This is a genomic window from Cupriavidus consociatus (assembly GCF_017814975.1).
Taxonomy (GTDB): Bacteria; Pseudomonadota; Gammaproteobacteria; order Burkholderiales; family Burkholderiaceae; genus Cupriavidus; species Cupriavidus consociatus.
Genome location: NZ_JAGIQA010000037.1, coordinates 24,496 through 45,746, shown reverse-complemented (window position 1 = coordinate 45,746; position 21,251 = coordinate 24,496). Strand labels below are relative to the sequence as shown.

The window sequence follows — 21,251 nt, the reverse complement described above, 5'->3', positions numbered from 1 at the left end:
CCTTCCTCCCCGGAAGCAAATTTATTCACCACTGGAAGATGTCAATTCTATCCCCAGGATGGGAAAATATTTCCGTTTCAATTCCCGCACGCGGATCATTTGATGCTAGCGACAGCTAACGACCGTTCTTCGCCCTTCGGCCGCTCCGGGGCAGAAGACCGAACATTTTGCCGAAGCGGTCGTTCGCACCCTTTGGCCGGCTGTGAAAACAAGGCGCGTCCGGGAGCTAGAATCGTGAATCGACCAGATGATCTGGCTATGCCTGCGTCGTTAGTAGAATTTTCGTGCGCTACAGTAACTCGTCAACCTAGTGGGCCACGAAGTCTTTGAAGGATTCCCGCTGCCAGGCTTGCACATCTGGGCTTGTCGCACACTAGGTCAGTATCGTCAAGGACCACTCAGGCTGAGGAAAGGTTGGATAGATTTGCTGTAGCCATGTTGAATGCCGGACGAGAAGAAACCACCGCAGTCCGACTTCCTGATGCAAGGCCCGCATTCCGTCGCATACTCGTTCTTCCAGTCAGAGATGGACTTGACGTAGGAGGGCTCGACGTCACGATTCACAAGGCACAGCGGATGGTTATACACGGATGTCCTGAGGCCATAGCTGCTTAGAATTCTCACGGCCTTGCTCAGTTCCGATTTGTATTCGATAGGGTCGATCCAGAGCGCATCGAGGTTTGCTCGTGTGAAGCCTGTCATCTCCAGCGCCATCAGTGCGACATGGTCCACGAACAACAGATTGCGCGCGATGAACTCGGCCAGTTCCGGCAAACTTTGGCAGGTTTGCTTGTGGAGTACGACGCGAATCTCGACCTTCTGATTCAAACGTTTGAGGTTAAGGATGCCCCGGATGGTTTCGTCGAACGCGCCCTTGGCTTGCACAACATAGTCGTGGCGAGCCGGATCGGCGGAGTAGACCGGTATGCCGACCATCATATCGGGGTGGTTGACAGCAGCATACTTCTCGGAAAATTGCGCGTCGGCAAATGTCCGGCCGTTGGACAGGATATGCAGCGAGGTATGCGGCAGCCAATTTTTGATGTGATGGAGCAAGCCAATGAACCCGTCGCCATACAGCGTCGGCTCACCTCCGGTGATGCCCAGATTGCGCGTCTCTCGAGGGATAAGGCGAACGGTCTCCTTGGCTTCCTGTAGGAGCCAACTGTCATCCGCACGCTTGGGAGGCTGCGAGCACATCAGGCAGTAGTTGTTGCACTGCTCTGTGAGCAACAGGCTGTTGTGGTTGGAGCTTGCTCGGTACAGAGAGCGAACACGGCCGTCGCCGCTCAGAGCGATGACATCGCCATCATCCAGATACTCAAACTCGTCACCCAACAGAGTGCATGGGGCCCCGTCCTCGAGAGCTTCAGGCCGAGTGTTGAAAGCCAGGTAGTGAGCAAATCCCGCTGGTATGGGACCCGAGCCTTTTGCTAGGAAAGCCTTGCCTCCGCGTAGCGGTTGGGGAAGGGTACGATTTGTGCTCAGACTCAATATCTGGCGCTGAACGGTACGTTTTTCCTGCCAGATGACGCGCCCTGTGAGAGTTAGCATCGGTTCACCCACCGCATAAAGATTTCTTTTGCTTCAGCATCTCGACGCATGATATCCAACAAGTGTTTTGTCACGCCCATCATGCGTTTGCAAAATTCAGATTCGGGTTTTCGACCTAGGACATCGCCATACATCGCATGATGGAACACCGGCTCGGCTCCGCACCACGGTTCAAAGGCGCAATCGCTGCACATAGGTGCAGAACCCGTAAATGAGTCTTCAAGCGCGTTGAGAAGAGCGTCATTTGTGAAGATCTGCTCGTAGGTGTTCTCGTGCACGTTCCCAAGTCGGAACGTCGTATCGCCCATTTCTCGGAGCATGCGGCTTTCGTCCGACGCATACACATCGCCGTCGTAATTGAACACCACCGCGGCGATACCTGCGCCTGCCGGATTCATCAAGTCAACGAAGCCAGGATCGTTTGATGTCAACATCTTGGTCAGAATGAGACTGGAGTAGTACTCGGTAAACGGCAGGCCGGCCTTGTTGAGTTCCAAGATGTAGTCCAGCCCTTCCTTGTAAAACTGCAGCCAGCGTTCGGCGTTGTATGCCTGGAAGCTCTTCGTCTTCATGGCAAAGCCATAGGGAGACAAGTGTCGCAAGAAGATGCCGCTGAGGCCGTGCTTGACGTACTCGTCGATGATGTCCCTGACCCGATTTAGGCTTGCTGGGGACGTTGTCATCAGGGCCGACACGGAGTCATATCCGACAATGTCCCTAGCCCGCTGGAGTCCTGCCACGAACCGTGCGTGACTATCACGGCCAGGGCGCGGACGATTCTTATTGTGCAAATCCTCCGGGCCATCCAACGATGAAGATAGATAGATGTGATGGTCCCTACAGTACTCGAGGATTTCATCCGTAGCGAGTGCAAGAGTCGTGGTAATAACGAACTCAAGGTCGCGACCTTCTGCTTGGCCGCGTCGCTCGGCTTTGTCAACCACATATCGAATCAGGTCGAAGTTGAGCAACGGCTCGCCGCCCTGAAATTCGATCTTGATGGCTGGGTTGGGCGACTGGAAGACTAGGCCCAGGGCCTTGTCAGCAGTCTCACGCGTCATGTCGAAGGCGCCCTTGTCTTCTGACTGACGAGATACTTGACAATACTGACAGCTATGGTCGCAACGCAATGAGACGACGAACAGATGCAGGTTTGTGAAGTTTGCAAGCTTATTGAATTTCGTGCGTGTCTTCAGCGCGAGGAGTTCCAAGCTCGCCTCGTCTCCCTCTTCGCTAATAAAGTGCCGCGACCGTAGCGCGACGTAATCGCTGTCTGTAGGCTTCAGGCGGTGACCAACCAAGTCATCGAGCTTTTCGCGCGACAAGAAGGTGAACTCACCAACCGCGTTAGTGAGAACCACTTCTTCAGCGTTCAGCGGCTCGAATCGAAAGGGCAAGAGATGATACGTGCCGGAACTATCAAGGAAGCCTTCCAGTGGCAGGAACTTGCTCATCCTTGGAGCCCCGTGCGCGAAAAGGCGTATGCCAGAATGAGATTTCGGGCTGGCTCCGTCTCTTCTTTGATTTGAAGCCGAAGCTGCTGGTCAAGCAACTCCCGCTTGAAGTTAGCCACCATATCGTCCAACGCAGTGCTTCCAGGCTTCACCGGGTCGATTTCGCAGATTAGCTTGTCCCCGCTTTGGGATATCAGGATGGTGAGGCGATCAATGAACCGATAGGCTGCCTTCTGAACAGCCTCCAGACGATAGATGGCAGGGTCCAGTTCCAGGCGTAATGTCATCGTAGGCTCAAAAAAATGGCTCCCAGAAGGAGCCGGTACTAACAATCTGGCAGCCTATTAACGGCCAGAGTAGTGCGACGCATGGGACGCGTGCGAAGCATGAGAGGCATGCGAATGGTGATAGGCCATCAGCTTGCCTTCTTCGCTATTGCGCTTCAGCACAAAGTTGAATGCATCACCGCTCTGGGTACGAACCGCAATTCGTTCCGTAGTTGCCATGTCGGACGGCGCAACTGAATTTTGCGCGGAAGAATCATGCGTAGGAGCTTGCATAGCCGGCGCATTTTGAGCGGCGAAGCCGGCAGCGACTGCGGCGAAAGCTTTGAGAAATCCCTTCATTTTGACCGTCCCCCTGGTTGTTGGTATGGATTTTCCCCTACTTCAACGAGTGCCCGTCTTGAGCGCATTGCTTAAGAACGCTTGCTCGACCTTTGTCCTGACTGCCGCACGGCGTTACAAAGAGTTACGAGTCGGGTTATGCAAGTGTATATCGGCCACAGACGGCATAGTGCATACGCTAAAGGACACGATGGCCCCCCTTTGGAGGGGACATGCCTAGCGGTCGACGAGAATGCGGGATTTCTCGCCGTACACTCAAGAAGTGACGCTTGGTCGCCCCGGCAGGGGGCGCGATGTGGCAACGGACGTGACACGCAGCCAATCTCGTCGGCGCTACACGCCCGATGTAACCGGGGGCTTTCGTGGACGGCTAGCCAATAACGCGCTCTTGAGAAGCTCGACCGCATCGAGGAGGGCGGCCAACTTCGCACCAACAAGCTGACGTCCTGCACGGGCACCACAATAGAGCGCTGTCAAAATCATGTCTATCCTGGTAGTTCGCCTTCCCCATTTCTGCGATGATCTTTGACGGCTTTTTCGCCCAGTTCATCCCCACTATGGCGGGCCGTCGTGAGGGTGGCCTTTTCACCCAGGTCACGGGCTATTCGCCTCGAGCGGGGCGCCACTTGGCCGCCTCCGCCGAGGGCTCGGCGACGCTGCGCCTCTATGTGGCGGCGCAAGCCTTTGAGCTCATGCTCCTCCGCCGTCGCGGAGAGGCTCGCTGCGCCAGGGCGTCGACGATCATCACGCTCGGCGCAGAGCTTTACCAGCGCCCGTGGGAACGCCGACTCGCCGCCGCGCGCGCCGGCGGCGCAGTCATTGCCGTCAAGCCGTGGCCCGAAGGCGCTGGCCTAGGCCTCACTCGCGCTGCCGCTCCAGGCGCTCGCGCCAATCATCCGGACGCCCATCTTCCCTGCGCGACTGCCAAAACTTGTCGGACTAGGGGTTGAGCTGCCCCGATCGGTTGTCGTCGCGGGCTTTGTCCTGGGATCCAACTCCAAGGTTGCCGCCATTGCCACTGTTGCCGCCACTGTTTCTGCTTCCCACGATGATCCTCATTTGGTCGGGGTTGCCGCCTCAAGTCCGGGCGGTGAGAGCATTCTGGATGGAGGCTGCGCGAGATTAATCCCGATTTCTTGCGGAGATGGCTTCGCCAGGCTGGGCGACACCGGCAAGACCGCGAGGGCGATGCCCGCCGGCCACGCGATTAAGGGCGACCTCGACGGAGCGGTGGCCACGGCCGTCAATGCCCGAGCCCTGGCTTCTCGCCGATGCTCTTCGCGCTGGGCCCGTTGGGTAGAAGGGGCGTCGAAACCAAAAATATCATTGGGAGCATTAGCCATGAGGGTCTTTCGGGAGAGGATCGGCTGGCGCACCACTCTGGCGGAAGCGGCCTCGATGCGATCGGCTGGGATGCGACGGGAGGTTCAATGATGGGCGCCGGCGCCGTGGTGCTGGTCGACTTCGAGAGCGTCCAGGATATCGACTTCTTCCAGCTCGCGGGCTCGCGCGGTGGTCTTCGCCGGCGAGGTCCCCATTGAAGTTGGCCATGGGGCTGCAAGCGCTCGGCGAGCGCGCCCGGTGTGTTCGCTCAAGCGGGGTCGGGCCCAACGTCCTCGACTTCCACATTGCCTTCGAGATCGGCCGCATGGTGGAGAAAGGCGAAAGGGGGGGCCGTGTTCGTGCTCTCCCGCGACAAGGGATTCGACCCGCTGCTCGCCTGGCTCGGCACGGAACTTGGGATTCATGCGCGGCGCGTGACCTCGCTCGCCGAGGCGTTCGGGGCCGGCCCGGCCGACGGGGGTGCAGCCGCGGGCCAAGCCTCAGGTTCGGCTCAGACGAGCCTTACGCCCGCGCAGCCCGCGCGCGGGACACCGGCTCCGGCTCAGGAGGCTTCCGCAAAGCCGACCGCGAACGCCAACCATCAGCGACGCCGAAGGGGCAATCGCCTACCATTTCTGTGCGGCAGTTGGCGGGGAAGCACGATGAAGCCGCCGCAATGATGGCGGCCTCATCGCGCGGGCGGACGTTGGCGCCGCTGCCCGGGTCTATCGCGATGGCCGGGCCAACCAGATTCTGATGGCGACTGCGCTCAGCGTCGGATCCGCCCGAATGCGGCCATTGCAGGTCGTTAGTTTAGGCGAGCGTCCCCTAGCGGCCGGCTAATGCCGTTGCATATCCCTAGACTCGCATCAAAGGTGGGCTGCTGCGGGCGCGACAGGCATGGACTCCACTCTGGTGTTACTAGACCATGCGATAAGGCACGATAACGCGCCCTTATGGCGAGTTGCCGGGCATTGCTGCGGCTTGAGCGTCGGCCTCGTCTCGTAGTCCAAGAGAATCATGTCGCTTTTCCGTTATCTAGTGCGCGAGGACCGCGCCGAGATTGAGTTCATCGGCAACCTTCTTCAATCGCTTGTCGCGCGTCCAGATGGTGATGCCTGGTTGTAGGCGCGCGGACGCCAACAGTGACGTGTCGACATATCCGATTCCACGATTGAACAAACCTTCGCGCTCGATTAGGTAGAACGTCTCTTCGGGAGTTGCGACTGGCGCGCGCGGCAGATCGAGCAATGCGCCAAGCACGACATCACGGTCACGCAGACTACCGAGCGAAATCTCGCCTATCACATATGGATGCGCCAGCACACGCTCCTCGGCTAGCAGGCCAATCAGCATAGGATCAGAAGCGTTGATGTGGTCAATCCAAATCGACGTGTCGACAAGAATCATTCGACGTCCTGCCGGCGACGGGGTGCTCCCTTGATGCCCGGTTGGCTACCGCCAAGATTTGCGAGTCGTTTTGCCGCCTCCCGCTGGATCAAGGCCCTGAGCGCTTCGCGCACGAGGGCCGTCTTTTCCTCCAAGCCCGTATAGGCTTGGGCCTTGGCGATCAAATCGTCATCAAGCGCAATAGTCGTACGCATGGGGATCTCCGCAAGAACACGCACCGATTATAGCATCGATTGATGCCTATTATCGTGCATTTTTCCACCTCATAAGGAGCGCGCTTGCCGCTCGAACCCGATGCAGTTGCATCCAAAACTGCGGAAAACCTGACGCGTTATCTGGCCAGGCCATGCGACAACGGCAACTGAGAGTGGCCTCATCCGTAATTTCACGATCGCGAACTTATCTCTGTCGCTGCCGGCTGTACCCGAAGAAATCCGCATTGCGGACCGCACATGTGCCGCTTGGCCAGTCGCCGGTGGCGCGGTTTCCGTAGCTTCCTTCTGGAAGGTCTCAGGTCCTCCTCTCAGCAAAGTGATGAGGTCTACGTAATCGATGGAAGGCCGATTCTGTCTGCGTCAGCTTCTAGGTTTTTAGCCAGCAGCAGCAGTGCCACGGCCGAGAGCAATGAAGCGCCGATCATGTACCAGGCTATCGAGGAGCCACGTCCCGTCATCGACAGCAGAGCGGTCGTAACAAGCGGCGTTGTCGCGCTACCCAGCAGCCCGGACAGCATATAGCTGATTGAAAGGCCCGAGTACCGCACCCGCGCACCAAACAACTCAGCCAGAAACGTGGCGATGGGGCCATAGTTCGCGGCAAAGGCGACCATCATCAGCAGATAGCCGGCAATGGCGAAGCCGACTTCCTTCGTGTCCATCAGCCAGAAAAACGGGAACGCGAATACGGCTTCGGCAAGGATGCCACCAATGATTACCTGCTTGCGTCCGACCTTGTCAGACAGCCAGCCGAACACCGGTAGCATTACGATACAGACGGCGCATGCTAGCAGCACGATCACTAGCATGGCGTCGCGCGTTAGCCCCAGTGATTGCGTACCATAGGTGAGGCCGAATGCCACCAGCAGGTTAAACGAAGCCCCGGTTGACATCGTGGCCACGCCGCCAAGAATCACCTGTTTCCATGATTTTCGGAACACCTCCGCGAGCGGAAGCTTTGCTGCACCTCCAGACTGTTTCACTTTGTCAAAATCTGGCGTTTCCGACGTATGAAAACGAATATGCAGACCGACGCTGATCAGCACAATGCTGGCCAGGAATGGAATGCGCCAGCCCCAGGATAGCAGCGCTTCGGACGACAGCATCGACGCGCTTAGGAGAAAGGCCAGGTTGGCGATCAGGGTGCCGGCCGGTACGCCGACCTGTACCCAAGAGCCATAGAATCCACGCTGACCAGGCGGCGCGTGCTCAACCGCCATCAACACGGCGCCGCCCCATTCGCCCCCGAGTGCCAGCCCTTGTATGACGCGCAGCGTAAGCAGTAACACCGGCGCCCAGATTCCTATCGTAGCGTAGTCGGGCAGCAGACCGATGCAGAACGTAGCCGCACCCATCACGACCAGCGAGATCAGCAGCATCGACTTTCGCCCCAGGCGGTCGCCAAAATGGCCGAATACGGCTGCCCCTACTATGCGGGCAACGTAGGCAGACGCAAAAGTTCCGAACGCCAGCAGCGTGCCGACCAGCGAGTCGAAGCTGGGAAAAAACACTTTGTTGAACACGAGCGCCGACGCCGTAGCGAAGATAAACAGGTCATACCATTCCACCGTGTACCAATAATGCTCGCCACGGCGACTTTCCTGATCTTCGTCACATCCGCTTGCCGCGTAGCCGCCGCGCCAGTTGAAATAGCCTTATCCATCCCAAACCTCCGTCAGGTTTTCCGCACCTCGCGTGAGATGCGAATGCGCAATGCCGGGGCAGCGCCGTCTGGTTACAGCGGCGTGCCCCGGCATCGCTCCTAGTGCGAACTCAAGCGCGAACTCGGCGACCGGACGTGCGCTCGATGTACGAGATCACCTCGTCAGCCGTCGAGATGTCCGCATACCGGCGCCCGACGTCGCGAAGGTTGTCCCGATGCGGTCCTTCCTCGATATCGCCCACGCAGTCCTCCGGCACGATGGTGCGAAATCCCCATTGGAAGCTGTCGATCGTTGATGCACGAATGCAACCGCTGGTATTGCAACCGGTGATGATCACGGTTTCGACGCCCTCACGGATGAAGTAGGGCACAACCGGCGTCTGAAAAAAGATTGACGGTCCAAACTTGCAGACGACGACGTCATAGTCCTTGTCGTAGATCCTTGGGTCCAGCTCCGAGCTGGGATGGTCCAGCCGGAATTGCTCTCGCACTGCCGAAATTTTCCAGTGGGGCATGTCGCGCTCGGACTTGTACGCAGTGAAGCAACTCGCGACAGGCACATTGTGCTGGCGTGCGACGTCGAGCAGCCGTGCCGTGTTCTGCAGACCGCGCATGACCAGCGGCGCGCCGCCCAACGGGTATTGCTCATCGGTGAACGCCATTTGATAGTCGATCACCACGATGCCGACCTTGCCGTGCATGCCGATCTCGACAGCGCCGTATGAGCGATTCTTGTAGTCATCCATGCTTGTATCTCCTTGGTTGAAAAGAACATCGCGATCTGATACGAGGCAGTCTATGGCGCGTATATACTTACAGCAATACGTGTCGGATACCTAAGGAGAACCCCTAGCGCAGCGCTTCGGTGTGCGCCATATCGGGATGCAAAAGCAATGAAGATGACCAAGCCCGCACTTCAGGACGCTGTCGACTACGGTCGCGCATTTGCCCACATGCCTGCCGCCATGATGATCACGAGGCAGCGCATCATCACCGACTGCAATCTCGCCTTCCTGTCGATGTTTCGCGCCGCGCGAGAGCAGCTCGTCGGACAAAGCGTGCGGGTGCTGTATCCGAACCAGGTTGATTTTGAACGCTTTGGAAAGCGCGTAATTCCGATCCTCGCCCAACATGGGCGCTTCACCGACTCGCGGTTGATGAAACGTCTGGACAACGACTTATTCTGGGTCAACGTCGCGGGCGCGAGCGAGTATCGCGACGATCCCTACGCTGAGGCCCTATGGATGTTTGCAGAGATGGCCGATGACGAGGCCGTCCCGGTTGGAACGAAAGGCAAGGGTGTGTGGCAGATCGATTCGCAGGCGCGTAGCGCGATGACTCGCCGTGAACGCGACGTGGCGACCCTCTTGATTGACAGCAAGACTGCGAAGGAGATCGGAAAAGCCTTGGGCATCAGCCCTCGGACCGTCGAGATTTACAGGAGTCGACTGTTGCGCAAGTTCAATGTCCCGAGCACGCCAGAGCTGGTCGAGAAGCTGCTGTCCTGAGGGTAGTAGAGGGATGAATACCTGGGGGCAGGCGGGGGGAAATCGCAGGACCGATGGAACAGCGGCACCACAGGACTGCTACTGCGCCATGGCATCGACCGCGTGAGCAAATCGTTGCGCACCGTCGCAGACCCCACAGGTCCACCTTGGTGCGCATTTCCTCGAGCGGCAGTCGCTTAAAGCTTGGGAGCGTCGAAGTAGTCGGCTCGGACCGCTGCCCCGATCAAGTTGACCATCAGTCGCCCTGCTGCAATGCAACTGATGTTGTTGACGTCTGTCGACGGAGTAATTTCGACGATGTCCATGCCGACTACCCGTCCCTTCTTCACGAGACCGTGAATCAACTGGCGCATCTGCACGTACGTGATGCCACCCAAGGCGGGCCCGGCCACAGCGGGCATCACTGAAGGATCGATTCCGTCGGCGTCAATCGTCAGGTAGTAGTTGCCACCATCGGGAATGTCATCGAGTACAGACTTCATGCCGTTCTCGTGAACATCGTAGGCCGTATACAGGTGCGCTCCATAGGCGAGCGCCGCCTCGTACTCTTCCGGGCGGCCGCTGCCCTGGGCGCGCAGGCCAATTTGGAAAATTTCGCCGACATGATCCATCTCCGATGCGCGACGAATGGGACTGGACAGACCATCTCGAACCCCAGACGTGGTCTCGCCAGTCTAGGTGAGCATCGATATGGATCAGTGTGATCGGTCCACGTCCCTCGTATGATCGCAGGATTGGAATGGGAATACCGTGGTCACCACCTAGCGTTATGGGAAGCGCGCCAGCATCGAGAATCTTGCGCACGGCTTGCTCCGCCCTCTGCGAGTGAGAACTCAGGTCCTGAGGATCAGCTGGAACGTTACCGCAGTCGACCACTTTGAGCGCGCGGTTGTCATAGATCGGCCCACCGACGTCAAAATCGTAATGATTGAGATTGCGACAAATGCGATCACTCATGGCACGTACAGCATCGGGTGCCTTGCTCTGGTCATTGCTGATATGTTCCGCAGAGTAGGCTTGGCCATAAGGAATACCAAGGATAGCAACGTGAGCTTCGAGCTGATCCAGGTCTGTGCAGAGCGGCGACCACAGGAAGCTCTGGTGCATTTTTGACGGGGGAACGGTGAGCGGAAAGGACATGATTTTCTCCATACAGCGAGGTGGTGCCGGAATTTCGGGCGAACAGTGGCCAACCACCGCACGCAACGGCAGGCCACATAGAGACAACGGAAGATGAGTGTTTAGTGGATGCTGGAAAGGAACTGCCGCAGCTCGGGCGTCGCTGGCGACGAGAAGAGTCGATCAGGCGGTCCCATCTCATGCACCTTTCCCTGATGCATGAAGATGACGCGGTCACTGACCTTTCGCGCGAAGTTCATTTCATGCGTCACCATGAACTCGGAGAGGCTTATGGATATTGATCGGCTAGCGGTCTTCGATTGCGTGCTCGAGGAGATCAGCCTTGATAGGACCCAGCGCAAAGATGTAGATGAGGCAACCGACGAGGGCGACGATAGATGCGGACACCAGCCCTGGCGTGAATGAGCCGGTCCGGTCTTTGAGGTAGCCTATGACAACCGGGCTGGCGAGCCCCGCGAAGTTTGCGACGCAGTTCTGGAATCCGGCGATCGCCGGCTGCAGCTGCCATCTATTTCAAGTCACATTGCATGCAGAGACCTGGTGGCATTCCCGCCGACGTTAAGGTATGCGAGGTCCGTACACTGACAGGAAGGGTGATCGTAGATACCAAAGAAAAGCCGTAGCGAGAAAAGAAGCTGGGGCACTTCGCGGTGGCAAGTACCGCGCGTTCGCACCCCTCTGCGCGCGCGCGCATTAGAACGGCCGAAACCAAGTGCTTCGCAATACCGCGATCCCGATACTCGCGCAGGACCGCTACTAGACAGACAACCACTACGTCAGCGTGTCTCTCCCCACCAGCACAAGCGACAATGCGGCCATCCATCAGCGCAATATGGAACATACGCGGAAGCAACGATGCGTCGTTCGTCAAACCACATTCGTGTAGCACCGTGTTGATCGCGGGCAGGTCCGCAGTGGTGGCGGAGCGGATCTGTAAAGCTCTAATCATTACTGCTCTATGACGAAGTGCATTATTCGTAATGCACTTACTTAATATCCGTGGTTGAACACACAATAGCGCGGCACAGTATTTTTGCCTACCTGTCCGATTTCGGAAAAAGCCAAAATTCAGGGTAAATCCGGAGGGTACGACGCCTCAGGGCCTGGCGTCTGGATTCGCGTCGGCTGCCCATCGGTATCGTATCCGCGATAACCAGGTCATGGGCTACCCAGCCGTTGCGGCTTTTGGCTCGACCGTCATGCGTTGGCCCCCCGGGTTGACGTCACGCTGCATGGCACCGCCGCCACTGCCCACACCCTGGAAGCCATTGTCGCGGCCTTGAACTGGCGCGCAGGCAACCGGTTCGACCCCCAATCTGTTGCATGCGTGAAACGCCATACGGAGGATGCCGTCAGGCTTCCCCGTTGCCCCTGTTGCGCCATTTGCAGGATGGGCGCACGTCCGACCGTCGCATACGCTTGCAAAAAACGTCACACCAAATGGGACCGGGGGAACCATGGATGGATGCAATCGACGCATGCGTTGTGCATGGCACGTGGCAGCGGCGGGCTGCGGCAAGCTGGTGGCGCCATGCCAAGCGGCACCGCAGCGCGGCAGCGCGCGCGGACGCTGAGGCGCGAGGGCCCAGACCATGCATGCCGCCGCCATCCCTGTGCGGGAGGTCGGGGATACCGGCTGGAACCTGCCGGACCCGGCATGCCGCGACGCGCGCCCGGACGATCCGCTGCTGGATTGCCTGCTTTGGCTGGCCCGCCACTTCCACCAGCCGGCGACGGCCGAGGCGCTGCTTGCCGGCCTGCCGCTTGCATCCCATCGCCTGACCCCGGCGCTGTTCGCGCGGGCGGCGGCCCGGGCTGGCATGTCGGCGCGGCTGGTGCGGCGCAAGCTGGAAGAGATCCCCGACCTGGTGCTGCCCGCGATCCTGCTGCTCGACAAGGGACAGGCCTGCGTACTGCTGCGCCGCGGCGAGGCGGGCACGCTGGTGCTCGCGCTGCCCGAGTGCGGGAGCGGCGAGCAGGCCGTGCGCACCGAAGACCTGCTGGACCGCTACTCGGGCCATGCCATCTTTGCCCGGCCCGCACATCGCCTGGATGCGGCGCACAACGGTGCGCCGGCTCTGCCCCATGAATGGTTCTGGGGGGTGATGCGCGAGTCGTGGCCGGTTTATGGCGAGGTGATGGTCGCCTCGCTGCTGCTGAGCCTGTTCGCGCTGGCCATGCCGCTGTTCACCATGAACGTCTATGACCGCGTGGTGCCGAACCATGCGCTGGAGACGTTGTGGGCGCTGGCCATTGGGGTCGGCCTGGTGCTGCTGTTTGAGTTGGCGATGCGTACGCTGCGCAGCTATTTTGTCGACGTGGCGGGGAGACGCATCGACGTGACCGTGTCCGCAACGGTGTTCGGCAAAGTGCTGGGCATCGAGATGAAGTCACGGCCTGCGTCGGTGGGCAGCCTTAGCAGCCAGCTGCACGAGTTCGAGTCGGTGCGCGATTTCCTGACCTCGGCCACCATCACGACGCTGATCGACTTGCCGTTTGCTGCGGTCTTCATTGCCACGATGTTCTGGGTCGGCGGCCCGCTCGCCTGGGTGCCGCTGCTGACGGTACCGTTGGTGCTGGGCGTCAGCCTGGCCTTGCAGGGACCGCTGTCGCGCGCGGTGCGCGCCAGCAGTGCCTGCGCGGCGCAGCGACAAGCCGCGCTGGTGGAAACCCTGGTGGGGCTCGAGACCATCAAGACCGTCGGCGCCGAAGGGGCCGCGCAGCGCAACTGGGAGCAGGTGGTCGGGCAGATGGCAAGACTGGGTCTGCGGGCACGACTGCTGTCGGCGTGCGTGATCAACGTGTCGCTGTTCGCGCAGCAGGCCGCCACGCTGGTGGTAGTGGTCATCGGCGTCTACCTGATCGCCGAAGACCGGCTCACCATGGGCGGCCTGATCGCCTGCACCATCCTGGCCGGGCGTGCGCTGGCGCCACTGTCGCAGATGGCCGGGTTGACCACGCGCTACCACCAGGCACGCACCGCGCTGGCCGGCATCGACCGGATGATGGCATTACCGGTAGAGCGCGAGCCCGGCAGGCATTTCGTGCACCGCCCGCCGTTGCGCGGCGAGATCGAATTCCGGCAGGTCAGCTTTCGCTACCCGGGCCGTGAGGGCGCCGCCCTGGACGGCGTGTCGTTCCGCATCGGCAGCGGCGAGCGCGTCGGCCTGATCGGCCGCATCGGCTCGGGCAAGACCACTATCGAGAAGCTGATCCTGGGTCTGTACCCACCGGATGCTGGCTCGGTACTGGTTGATGGCGCAGACGTGCGGCAGCTCGACCCCGCGGCGCTGCGGCGCGATATCGGCTATGTGCCGCAGGAGGTGATGCTGTTCAGCGGCACTGTGCGCGACAACATCGTGATGGGCGCACCATACGCCGACGATGAGGCGATGCTGCGCGCGGCGCGGCTGGGTGGTGTCAGCGACTTTATCGATCGCCTGCCGGACGGCTATGACCTCCGGCTCGGCGAGCGCGGCGAAGGCCTGTCGGGCGGGCAACGCCAGGCTATCGCGATCGCCCGCGCCGACCTGCTGCAACCGCCGCTGCTGCTGCTGGATGAACCAAGCAGCGCGATGGACAACCGCACCGAGGAGCAGTTCAAGTCGCGGCTGTCCGCGGCGCTGGGTGGACGCACGCTGCTGCTGGTGACGCACCGCGGTTCGCTGCTGAGCCTGGTCGACCGCCTGATCGTGATGGACCAGGGCCGCATCATCGCCGACGGGCCCAAGGCCGATGTGCTGAACGCGCTCGCGGGGAGGAAGCTCCATGTCGCTTCCGCCTGAGACCCGGAACCTTTTGCATCGCGTGGCCGCCGCACTGCGGCCGCACGCCGACGACACCGCGTTCATGGGCGAGCGCGAGGCGGCAGCGGTGGCGGGGCCGCGCTGGTTCACGCACTGGATCCTGTTGTGCGCGCTGCTGTTCGTAGTGGTGGCGCTGGCCTGGGCCGCGCTGGCACGCGTGGATGAAGTGACCGTGGGCGAGGGCAAGGTGATCCCGTCCAGCCAGGTGCAGGTGGTGCAGAACCTGGAAGGCGGAATCGTCGCGCAGATCATGGTGCGCCCGGGGCAGGTTGTGAACAAGGACCAGCCGCTGATGCGCATCGACGATACCCGCTTCACCGCCTCGTACCAGGAAGGCCGCACCAAGGACGATGCGCTGGTGGCGCGCATCGCGCGCCTGAGCGCCGAGGCCGCCGGCACCGCGTTCGTCGACAGTGCGGCCGGCGATGCCGACAGCCGCCGCTTTGTCGCCGAGGAGCGCTCGCTGTTCGAGTCCCGCAAGCGCGCGCTGGAAGCCAACCTGGCGGTGCTGCGCCAGCAGTCCGAGCAGCGCCGGCAGGAACTGACCGAGAAGCGCTCTCGCGAACAGCAATTGCGGCAGAGTCATCGCCTGGTGGCGCAGGAGCTGGCGATGATGCGGCCAATGGTGGCGCAGGGCGTGGTGTCCGACGTGGACGTGCTGCGGCTGGAGCGGCAGACCAACGACCTCAAGGGCGAGCTCGACGCCACGCGGCTGGCCATGCCGCGCCTGGAAGCGGCCTACCGCGAGAGCCAGCAGAAGCTGGACGAGGCGGCCACGCATTTCCGCGCCGAGGCCATGCGCGAACTGAACCAGGCCAAGGCGGATCAGGCCGCGCAGAGCGCCACCAACACCGCGCTGCAGGACCGCGTCGACCGCACCCTGGTGCGCGCGCCGCTGGCCGGCATCGTCAAGCAGCTCAAGGTCAATACCGTGGGTGGGGTGGTGCAGCCCGGCATGGACCTGGTGGAGATCGTGCCGCTGGAAGACACGCTCCTGGTAGAGGCGCGCGTGCGCCCGGCCGATATCGCTTTCCTGCGGCCCGGGCAGCCGGCGGTGGTCAAGCTGTCGGCCTATGACTTCTCGATCTATGGCGGCTTCCCCGGCACGGTCGAACATATCAGCGCCGATACGCTGACGCCGGAGCGCCCGGGCGAGCGGCCCGAGAGCTACTACCTGGTACGCGTGCGCACGCGCGACAACCGTCCCGGCGGCAGCGCCGTGCAGGTGCCCATCCTGCCCGGCATGGTGGCCACGGTCGATGTACTGACTGGCCAGAAGACAGTGCTCCATTATCTGCTCAAGCCCATTATCAAAACCCGGGAGCTGGCGTTCCGGGAACGATAGGCGCAAAAAGGCATCCACGCTGCCTGCGCACAAACATAACCAGCAAGACGCGGCTACCAGGCCGGCATTCAGGACGGAGAGAGGGAAACCATGGCAACACTGACCGGCGGCAACGGCACCGACAACATCAACGGAACCACTTCCAGCGATACCATCCTGAGCGGCAACGGCAATGACTATGTCAGCGCCGGCGATGGCAATGACTACGTCGACGCCGGCAACGGCGACGATATCGTCGAAGGCGGCGACGGTAACGACACCCTGCTCGGCGCGAATGGCAAGGACCGCGTCTTCGGCGGACGCGGCAACGACAGCCTGTCGGGCGGCAACGGCGCCGATGCGGTCTATGGTGGCAGCGGCGACGACGTGATCGGCAGCCCGGATGGGAGCTCCACGCTCTACACCAGCGACAATGGTGGCGATACGCTCTACGGCGACGGCTTCGACAGTTACGCCGATTACCAGCTCGGGCGCGGCCATGAGTCGGCCCAACCCGGCAACGACCGCATCGTCGGAGGCAATGGCGACGACCTGATCTACGGGGACAACGGCAACAACGGCGCCGTGGGTGGCGACGACGTCATTAGTGGCGGCAATGGCAAGGACACTGTCTATGGCGAAGGCGGGAACGACACCATCGGCGGCGGCGCTGGCGGCGATCTGCTGAGCGGCGGCGCGGGCCGCGACGTGTTCGTCTACACCGCCGTGCTGGATTCCACTGCAGGCGGCATGGATGTCATCACCGACTTCCAGCGCGGCATCGACCGTCTCGACCTGCGGCCGGTGCTGGGACAGACCGGCTTCGAGTGGGGCGGGCGCACACCGACGGCTCACGGAGCCTGGTTCGCTCAATCGGGCGGAAATACCTATGTCTATGTGGATGTCGATGGCAATCCCGCCACGGCAGAGATGGTCATCCAGCTCAACGGCCTGCACGAACTGGCCAAGACCGATTTCGCCGGCTACGACAACCATGCGCCCACGGCCGCTGCCGATACCCATGGCATGGGCGAAGACAACCATCCGAATCCGATCACCGGCAATGTGCTGTCCAATGACAGCGACATCGATGCCGGCAATGTGCTGGCGGTGGCCAGTCCCGGTACCTATGTCGGCCAGTATGGCACGCTGCAAATCAACGCCGACGGCAGCTACAGCTACACGCTGGACAACAGCAATGCGCTGGTGCAGGCACTGCGGGCGGGTGACCATGTCGACGACACGTTCAGCTACAGCGTAACCGATGGGCAGGCGGTGGCGGCGTCGACGCTGAGCATCCGGATCAACGGTGCCAACGATGTGGCCTCCATCACGGCATCGGCCAGCGAAGATACATTGTTGACAGAGGCTGGGGGACTGGCCAACGCTGTTGCCGGCGATCCTTCGGCCAGCGGCACGCTGGCGGTCAGCGATGTCGATACCGGTGAAGCGCATTTTGCTTCGGTGCCGCCGGACAGCCTGGCGGGCCAGTATGGCACCTTCAGCTTCGACAGCAATACTGGCGCCTGGAGCTACACGCTCGACAACAGCAAGGCCGATACGCTGACCGCAGGTCAGCAGGTCAGCGATTCGCTGACGGTGGTGTCAGCGGACCAGACCGCGCAGCAGACCATTACGGTCAACATCACTGGTGCCAACGACCACGCCACCATCACCGCATCGACCAGCGAAGACACGACGGTGACCGAAGCCGGCGGGCTGGCCAACGCTGTTGCCGGCGACGCTTCCGCCGGCGGCACGCTGGCGGTCAGTGATGTCGATACCGGTGAAGCGCATTTTGCTGCAGTGCCGCCGGACAGTCTCGTGGGCCAGTACGGCACCTTCAGCTTCGACAGCAACAACGGGGCCTGGACCTACACCCTGGACAACAGCAAGGCCGATGCGCTGACCGCGGGCCAGCAGGTCAGCGATTCGCTGACAGTATTGTCGGCGGACCAGACCGCGCAGCAGACCATTACGGTCAACATCACGGGTACCAACGACGCGGCGACCATTACCGCGTCGACGAGTGAAGACATAACGGTGACCGAAGCCGGCGGGCTGGCCAACGCGATCGCCGGCGATGCATCGGCCAGCGGCACGTTGACGGTCGGCGATGTCGATACCGGTGAAGCGCATTTTGCTGCAGTGCCGCCGGACAGTCTCGTGGGCCAGTACGGCACCTTCAGCTTCGACAGCAACAACGGGGCCTGGACCTACACCCTGGACAACAGCAAGGCCGATGCGCTGACCGCGGGCCAGCAGGTCAGCGATTCGCTGACAGTATTGTCGGCGGACCAGACCGCCCAACATACCATTACGGTCAACATCACCGGTGCCAATGACGCGGCGACCATCACCGCATCGGCCAGCGAAGATACGTTGGTGACGGAGGCTGGGGGACTGGCCAACGCTGTTGCCGGCGATCCTTCGGCCAGCGGCACGCTGGCGGTCAGCGATGCCGATACCGGTGAAGCGCATTTTGCTTCGGTGCCGCCGGACAGCCTCGCGGGCCAGTATGGCACCTTCAGCTTCGACAGCAACACCGGGGCCTGGACCTACACCCTGGACAACAGCAAGGCCGATGCGCTGACCGCGGGCCAGCAGGTCAGCGATTCGCTGACAGTATTGTCGGCGGACCAGACCGCGCAGCAGACCATTACGGTCAACATCACGGGTACCAACGACGCGGCGACCATTACCGCGTCGACGAGTGAAGACATAACGGTGACCGAAGCCGGCGGGCTGGCCAACGCGATCGCCGGCGATGCATCGGCCAGCGGCACGCTGACGGTCGGCGATGTCGATACTGGCCAGGCGCAATTTGCTGCAGTGCCGCCGGACAATCTCGTGGGCCAGTACGGCACCTTCAGCTTCGACAGCAACACCGGGGCCTGGACCTACACCCTGGACAACAGCAAGGCCGATGCGCTGACCGCAGGTCAGCAGGTCAGCGATTCGCTGACAGTGGTGTCGGCGGACCAGACCGCGCAGCAGACCATTACGGTCAACATCACTGGTGCCAATGACGCGGCGACCATCACGGCGTCGACCAGCGAGGACACGACGTTGACCGAAGCCGGCGGGCTGGCCAACGCCATCGCCGGCGATGCATCGGCCAGCGGCAAGTTGACGGTCAGCGATGCCGATGCCGGCCAAGGCTATTTTGCTTCGGTGCCGTCTGCCAGCCTGGCTGGCCAATACGGCACTTTCACCTTTGATAGCAACACCGGTGCCTGGACATATACCCTGGACAACGCCAAGGCGAACTCTCTAAGCGCCGGCCAGCAGGCCACGGATACCCTGACAGTCCACTCCGCGGATCTCACCACCAGCCAGGAAATCACGGTCAATATTACCGGCGCCAACGATGCGGTCGTCAACTCCGTTCCGGTGGCGGAGTCCGTCAACGAAGACGTGCCGCTGGAATTCGGCACGGCCACCGGCAATGCGCTTAGCATTTCCGACGTGGACAACGCCACTCACACTGTGACGCTGACCGCCACGGCCGGCGCCATCACGCTGGACGGCATCGCTGGACTGCAGTTCCTTGCAGGCGACGGCACGGCGGACCGCACCATGACCTTTACCGGCAGCGACGCGGCGATCAATGCCGCGCTGGATGGGCTGCGCTTTGCCGGCGACAAGGACTATGCAGGCCGCGCATCTCTGCAAATGCAGAGCAGCGACGGGTTTGCAGTCGACACCGACACCGTGGCGATCACGGTCAATCCCGTCAATGACGCACCTGTGTCGGCAGCTGACGTAATTTATGTCTCGAACAACACCAATGGTGTCCTGATACCAGTCAGCGCCTTGCTCGGCAATGACGGTGACGTCGATGGCATGGCGTTGTCGGTGATTGCGCTTGGATCCGCCACCGGTGCGGTCAGCAACTTGAAGTTCGCTCCGGGAACCAACAACGCCTACGTCATGTTCGACTCCGACAACTCGGCGACGGGCAGCTTCAGCTATACCATTGCCGATGGCGCGGGCGGCACCAGTATCGCTACCGTCACGGTCAATGTCTCGTCAACCAACGGCGCGGCCACGGTGTCGCTGGCGAGCCAGAGCTACCAGGCATCCTATCTCGATGGTGGCAGCAACGTCGATTCGCTGACCGGCGCCGCAGCCAGCGACATTTTCATTGGTGGGGCAGCCGGCGATACGCTTCGGGGCGGCGCCGGTGATGACGTCCTGCGCGGAGGCGCAGGAGACGATACGCTCGATGGCGGCCTCGGCACCGACCTGCTGGATCTCTCCGATGCCAGCAGCGGGGTCACGTTCTCGCTGGCGCAGGGCAACGGCAATACAGTCAACCTGTCCGGTGTGAGCCTGGGCACGGATACATACAGCGGCATGGAAGGCGTAATCGGATCGCGCTTCAATGACAGCCTGACCGGCAGCTCCGCCAACGACATCCTGCGCGGTGGCTTGGGCAACGACACCCTCGACGGCGGCGCCGGCATCGACCTGCTGGATTTCTCCGATGCAACCGGCTCCGTCAACTTCACGCTGGCTCAGGATAGCAGCATCAACTCCGCAAACCTCATCGCGGCGGGCCTTGGCACCGACAGCTACAAAAACATGGAAGGCGTGATCGGTTCGGCCTTCAGCGACACCCTCACCGGCTCGGCCGGCAATGACGTGCTGCGTGGCGGTGCAGGGGACGACCAGCTGGCGGGCGGCCTGGGCAACGACGTGCTGGTTGGTGGCGCCGGGGCCGACATGCTGGCCGGCGGGGCCGGCAGCGACACCTTCCAGTTTCTGCGCGCCGATGTCGCTTCGGTGGACACCATCACCGACTTCGATCGCTCGCAGCCGGGCGCCGGCGGCGATGTGCTGGACTTGGCCGACCTGCTGGCGGGTGTCAGCGTGACCAATGACAACGCGGCACAGTTCATGCGGCTGTCGGAAGTCGCTGGCAATACCGTGGTCAGCGTGGATCGGGACGGCAATAGTGCCGGAACCGCATTCCAGGATGTCGCAGTGCTGCAGGGTGTGGTGGGGCTGGACCTGAACACGTTGCTGAGCAACGGTAATATCCACACCGCCTGAAGAGGCCTGGCAAGCAAGCAAGAAAGGCGGAAAAAGAGAGAAGACCGACAAAGAGCGGAAATGCAGGATGGCAGTTTCACTGCCCAGCCAGTGTAAAACCATAATAGACGGGCAGGGCACCGCGTTCCGTCGTGCGCAGCATGCGAGCGCGGTGTACCCGATCTGGGGGA

14 protein-coding genes and 2 pseudogenes are annotated in these 21,251 nt (G+C 61.3%); 5 read left to right on the top strand and 11 right to left on the bottom strand.

What is annotated here, in order from left to right:
* Positions 1 to 387: 387 nt before the first annotated feature.
* The 4 genes from hxsC to hxsA2 all read right to left on the bottom strand — a co-directional run bounded on the left by hxsC (position 388) and on the right by hxsA2 (position 3,634).
* Positions 388 to 1,338, bottom strand: a complete 951-nt coding sequence (gene hxsC / locus J8I82_RS33230; protein ID WP_245180401.1) for a His-Xaa-Ser system radical SAM maturase HxsC — start codon at positions 1,336 to 1,338, stop codon at positions 388 to 390.
* 209 nt (positions 1,339 to 1,547) lie between these two features.
* A complete protein-coding gene (hxsB, locus tag J8I82_RS33225; protein ID WP_209763904.1) occupies positions 1,548 to 3,008 on the bottom strand; it encodes a His-Xaa-Ser system radical SAM maturase HxsB in 1,461 nt (486 codons plus the stop codon).
* Positions 3,005 to 3,295 carry a His-Xaa-Ser system protein HxsD gene (hxsD, locus tag J8I82_RS33220; protein WP_209763903.1) on the bottom strand — a complete coding sequence of 97 codons (291 nt, stop codon included), beginning with the start codon at positions 3,293 to 3,295 and terminating at the stop codon, positions 3,005 to 3,007. The genes hxsB and hxsD overlap by 4 nt, the downstream gene beginning before the upstream one ends.
* Before the next feature lie 57 nt (positions 3,296 to 3,352).
* Positions 3,353 to 3,634: a His-Xaa-Ser repeat protein HxsA2 gene (hxsA2, locus tag J8I82_RS33215; protein WP_209763902.1), complete on the bottom strand. Its 282-nt coding sequence runs from the start codon at positions 3,632 to 3,634 to the stop codon at positions 3,353 to 3,355.
* 1,271 nt (positions 3,635 to 4,905) lie between these two features.
* Between hxsA2 and J8I82_RS38655 the strand changes: the two genes are divergently transcribed.
* Complete coding sequence (locus tag J8I82_RS38655) at positions 4,906 to 5,175, top strand: hypothetical protein (protein WP_245180400.1); 270 nt, start codon at positions 4,906 to 4,908, stop codon at positions 5,173 to 5,175.
* A gap of 820 nt (positions 5,176 to 5,995) precedes the next feature.
* Here J8I82_RS38655 and J8I82_RS33205 read toward each other — a convergent pair.
* The 4 genes from J8I82_RS33205 to J8I82_RS33190 form a co-directional block, all read right to left on the bottom strand.
* Positions 5,996 to 6,367: a type II toxin-antitoxin system VapC family toxin gene (locus J8I82_RS33205; protein WP_209763901.1), complete on the bottom strand. Its 372-nt coding sequence runs from the start codon at positions 6,365 to 6,367 to the stop codon at positions 5,996 to 5,998.
* The gene (locus J8I82_RS33200) at positions 6,364 to 6,561 is read right to left on the bottom strand and encodes a type II toxin-antitoxin system VapB family antitoxin (protein WP_209763900.1); all 198 of its coding nucleotides are present in this window, start codon (positions 6,559 to 6,561) and stop codon (positions 6,364 to 6,366) included. The genes J8I82_RS33205 and J8I82_RS33200 overlap by 4 nt, the downstream gene beginning before the upstream one ends.
* Before the next feature lie 347 nt (positions 6,562 to 6,908).
* Complete coding sequence (locus J8I82_RS33195) at positions 6,909 to 8,150, bottom strand: MFS transporter (protein WP_284183236.1); 1,242 nt, start codon at positions 8,148 to 8,150, stop codon at positions 6,909 to 6,911.
* A gap of 205 nt (positions 8,151 to 8,355) precedes the next feature.
* A complete protein-coding gene (locus tag J8I82_RS33190; protein WP_209763898.1) occupies positions 8,356 to 8,991 on the bottom strand; it encodes an isochorismatase family protein in 636 nt (211 codons plus the stop codon).
* A gap of 147 nt (positions 8,992 to 9,138) precedes the next feature.
* Here J8I82_RS33190 and J8I82_RS33185 point away from each other — a divergent pair, with 147 nt between their 5' ends.
* Positions 9,139 to 9,753, top strand: a complete 615-nt coding sequence (locus J8I82_RS33185) for a helix-turn-helix transcriptional regulator (protein ID WP_245180399.1) — start codon at positions 9,139 to 9,141, stop codon at positions 9,751 to 9,753.
* Positions 9,754 to 9,929: 176 nt separating this feature from the next.
* On the opposite strand, the pseudogene J8I82_RS33180 reads toward J8I82_RS33185, so the two are convergent.
* From J8I82_RS33180 to J8I82_RS33175, 3 genes and pseudogenes are all read right to left on the bottom strand, one after another.
* Positions 9,930 to 10,893, bottom strand: a pseudogene (locus J8I82_RS33180) (agmatinase).
* Positions 10,894 to 10,994: 101 nt separating this feature from the next.
* Positions 10,995 to 11,147: pseudogene (locus J8I82_RS38650) on the bottom strand (amino acid ABC transporter ATP-binding protein); the annotation flags it as partial.
* A gap of 254 nt (positions 11,148 to 11,401) precedes the next feature.
* Positions 11,402 to 11,734, bottom strand: coding sequence for a GNAT family N-acetyltransferase (locus J8I82_RS33175; protein WP_280908675.1), 333 nt, complete (start codon positions 11,732 to 11,734; stop codon positions 11,402 to 11,404).
* Between the two features lie 751 nt (positions 11,735 to 12,485).
* On the opposite strand from J8I82_RS33175, the gene J8I82_RS33170 reads away from it, so the two are divergent.
* The 3 genes from J8I82_RS33170 to J8I82_RS33160 all read left to right on the top strand — a co-directional run bounded on the left by J8I82_RS33170 (position 12,486) and on the right by J8I82_RS33160 (position 21,081).
* Positions 12,486 to 14,678, top strand: a complete 2,193-nt coding sequence (locus J8I82_RS33170) for a type I secretion system permease/ATPase (protein WP_209763895.1) — start codon at positions 12,486 to 12,488, stop codon at positions 14,676 to 14,678.
* Complete coding sequence (locus tag J8I82_RS33165; RefSeq protein WP_209763893.1) at positions 14,662 to 16,044, top strand: HlyD family type I secretion periplasmic adaptor subunit; 1,383 nt, start codon at positions 14,662 to 14,664, stop codon at positions 16,042 to 16,044. The genes J8I82_RS33170 and J8I82_RS33165 overlap by 17 nt, the downstream gene beginning before the upstream one ends.
* 90 nt (positions 16,045 to 16,134) lie before the next feature.
* Positions 16,135 to 21,081 (top strand): beta strand repeat-containing protein, encoded by a 4,947-nt coding sequence (locus J8I82_RS33160; RefSeq protein WP_209763891.1) that lies wholly within the window; start codon positions 16,135 to 16,137, stop codon positions 21,079 to 21,081.
* Positions 21,082 to 21,251: the final 170 nt, after the last annotated feature.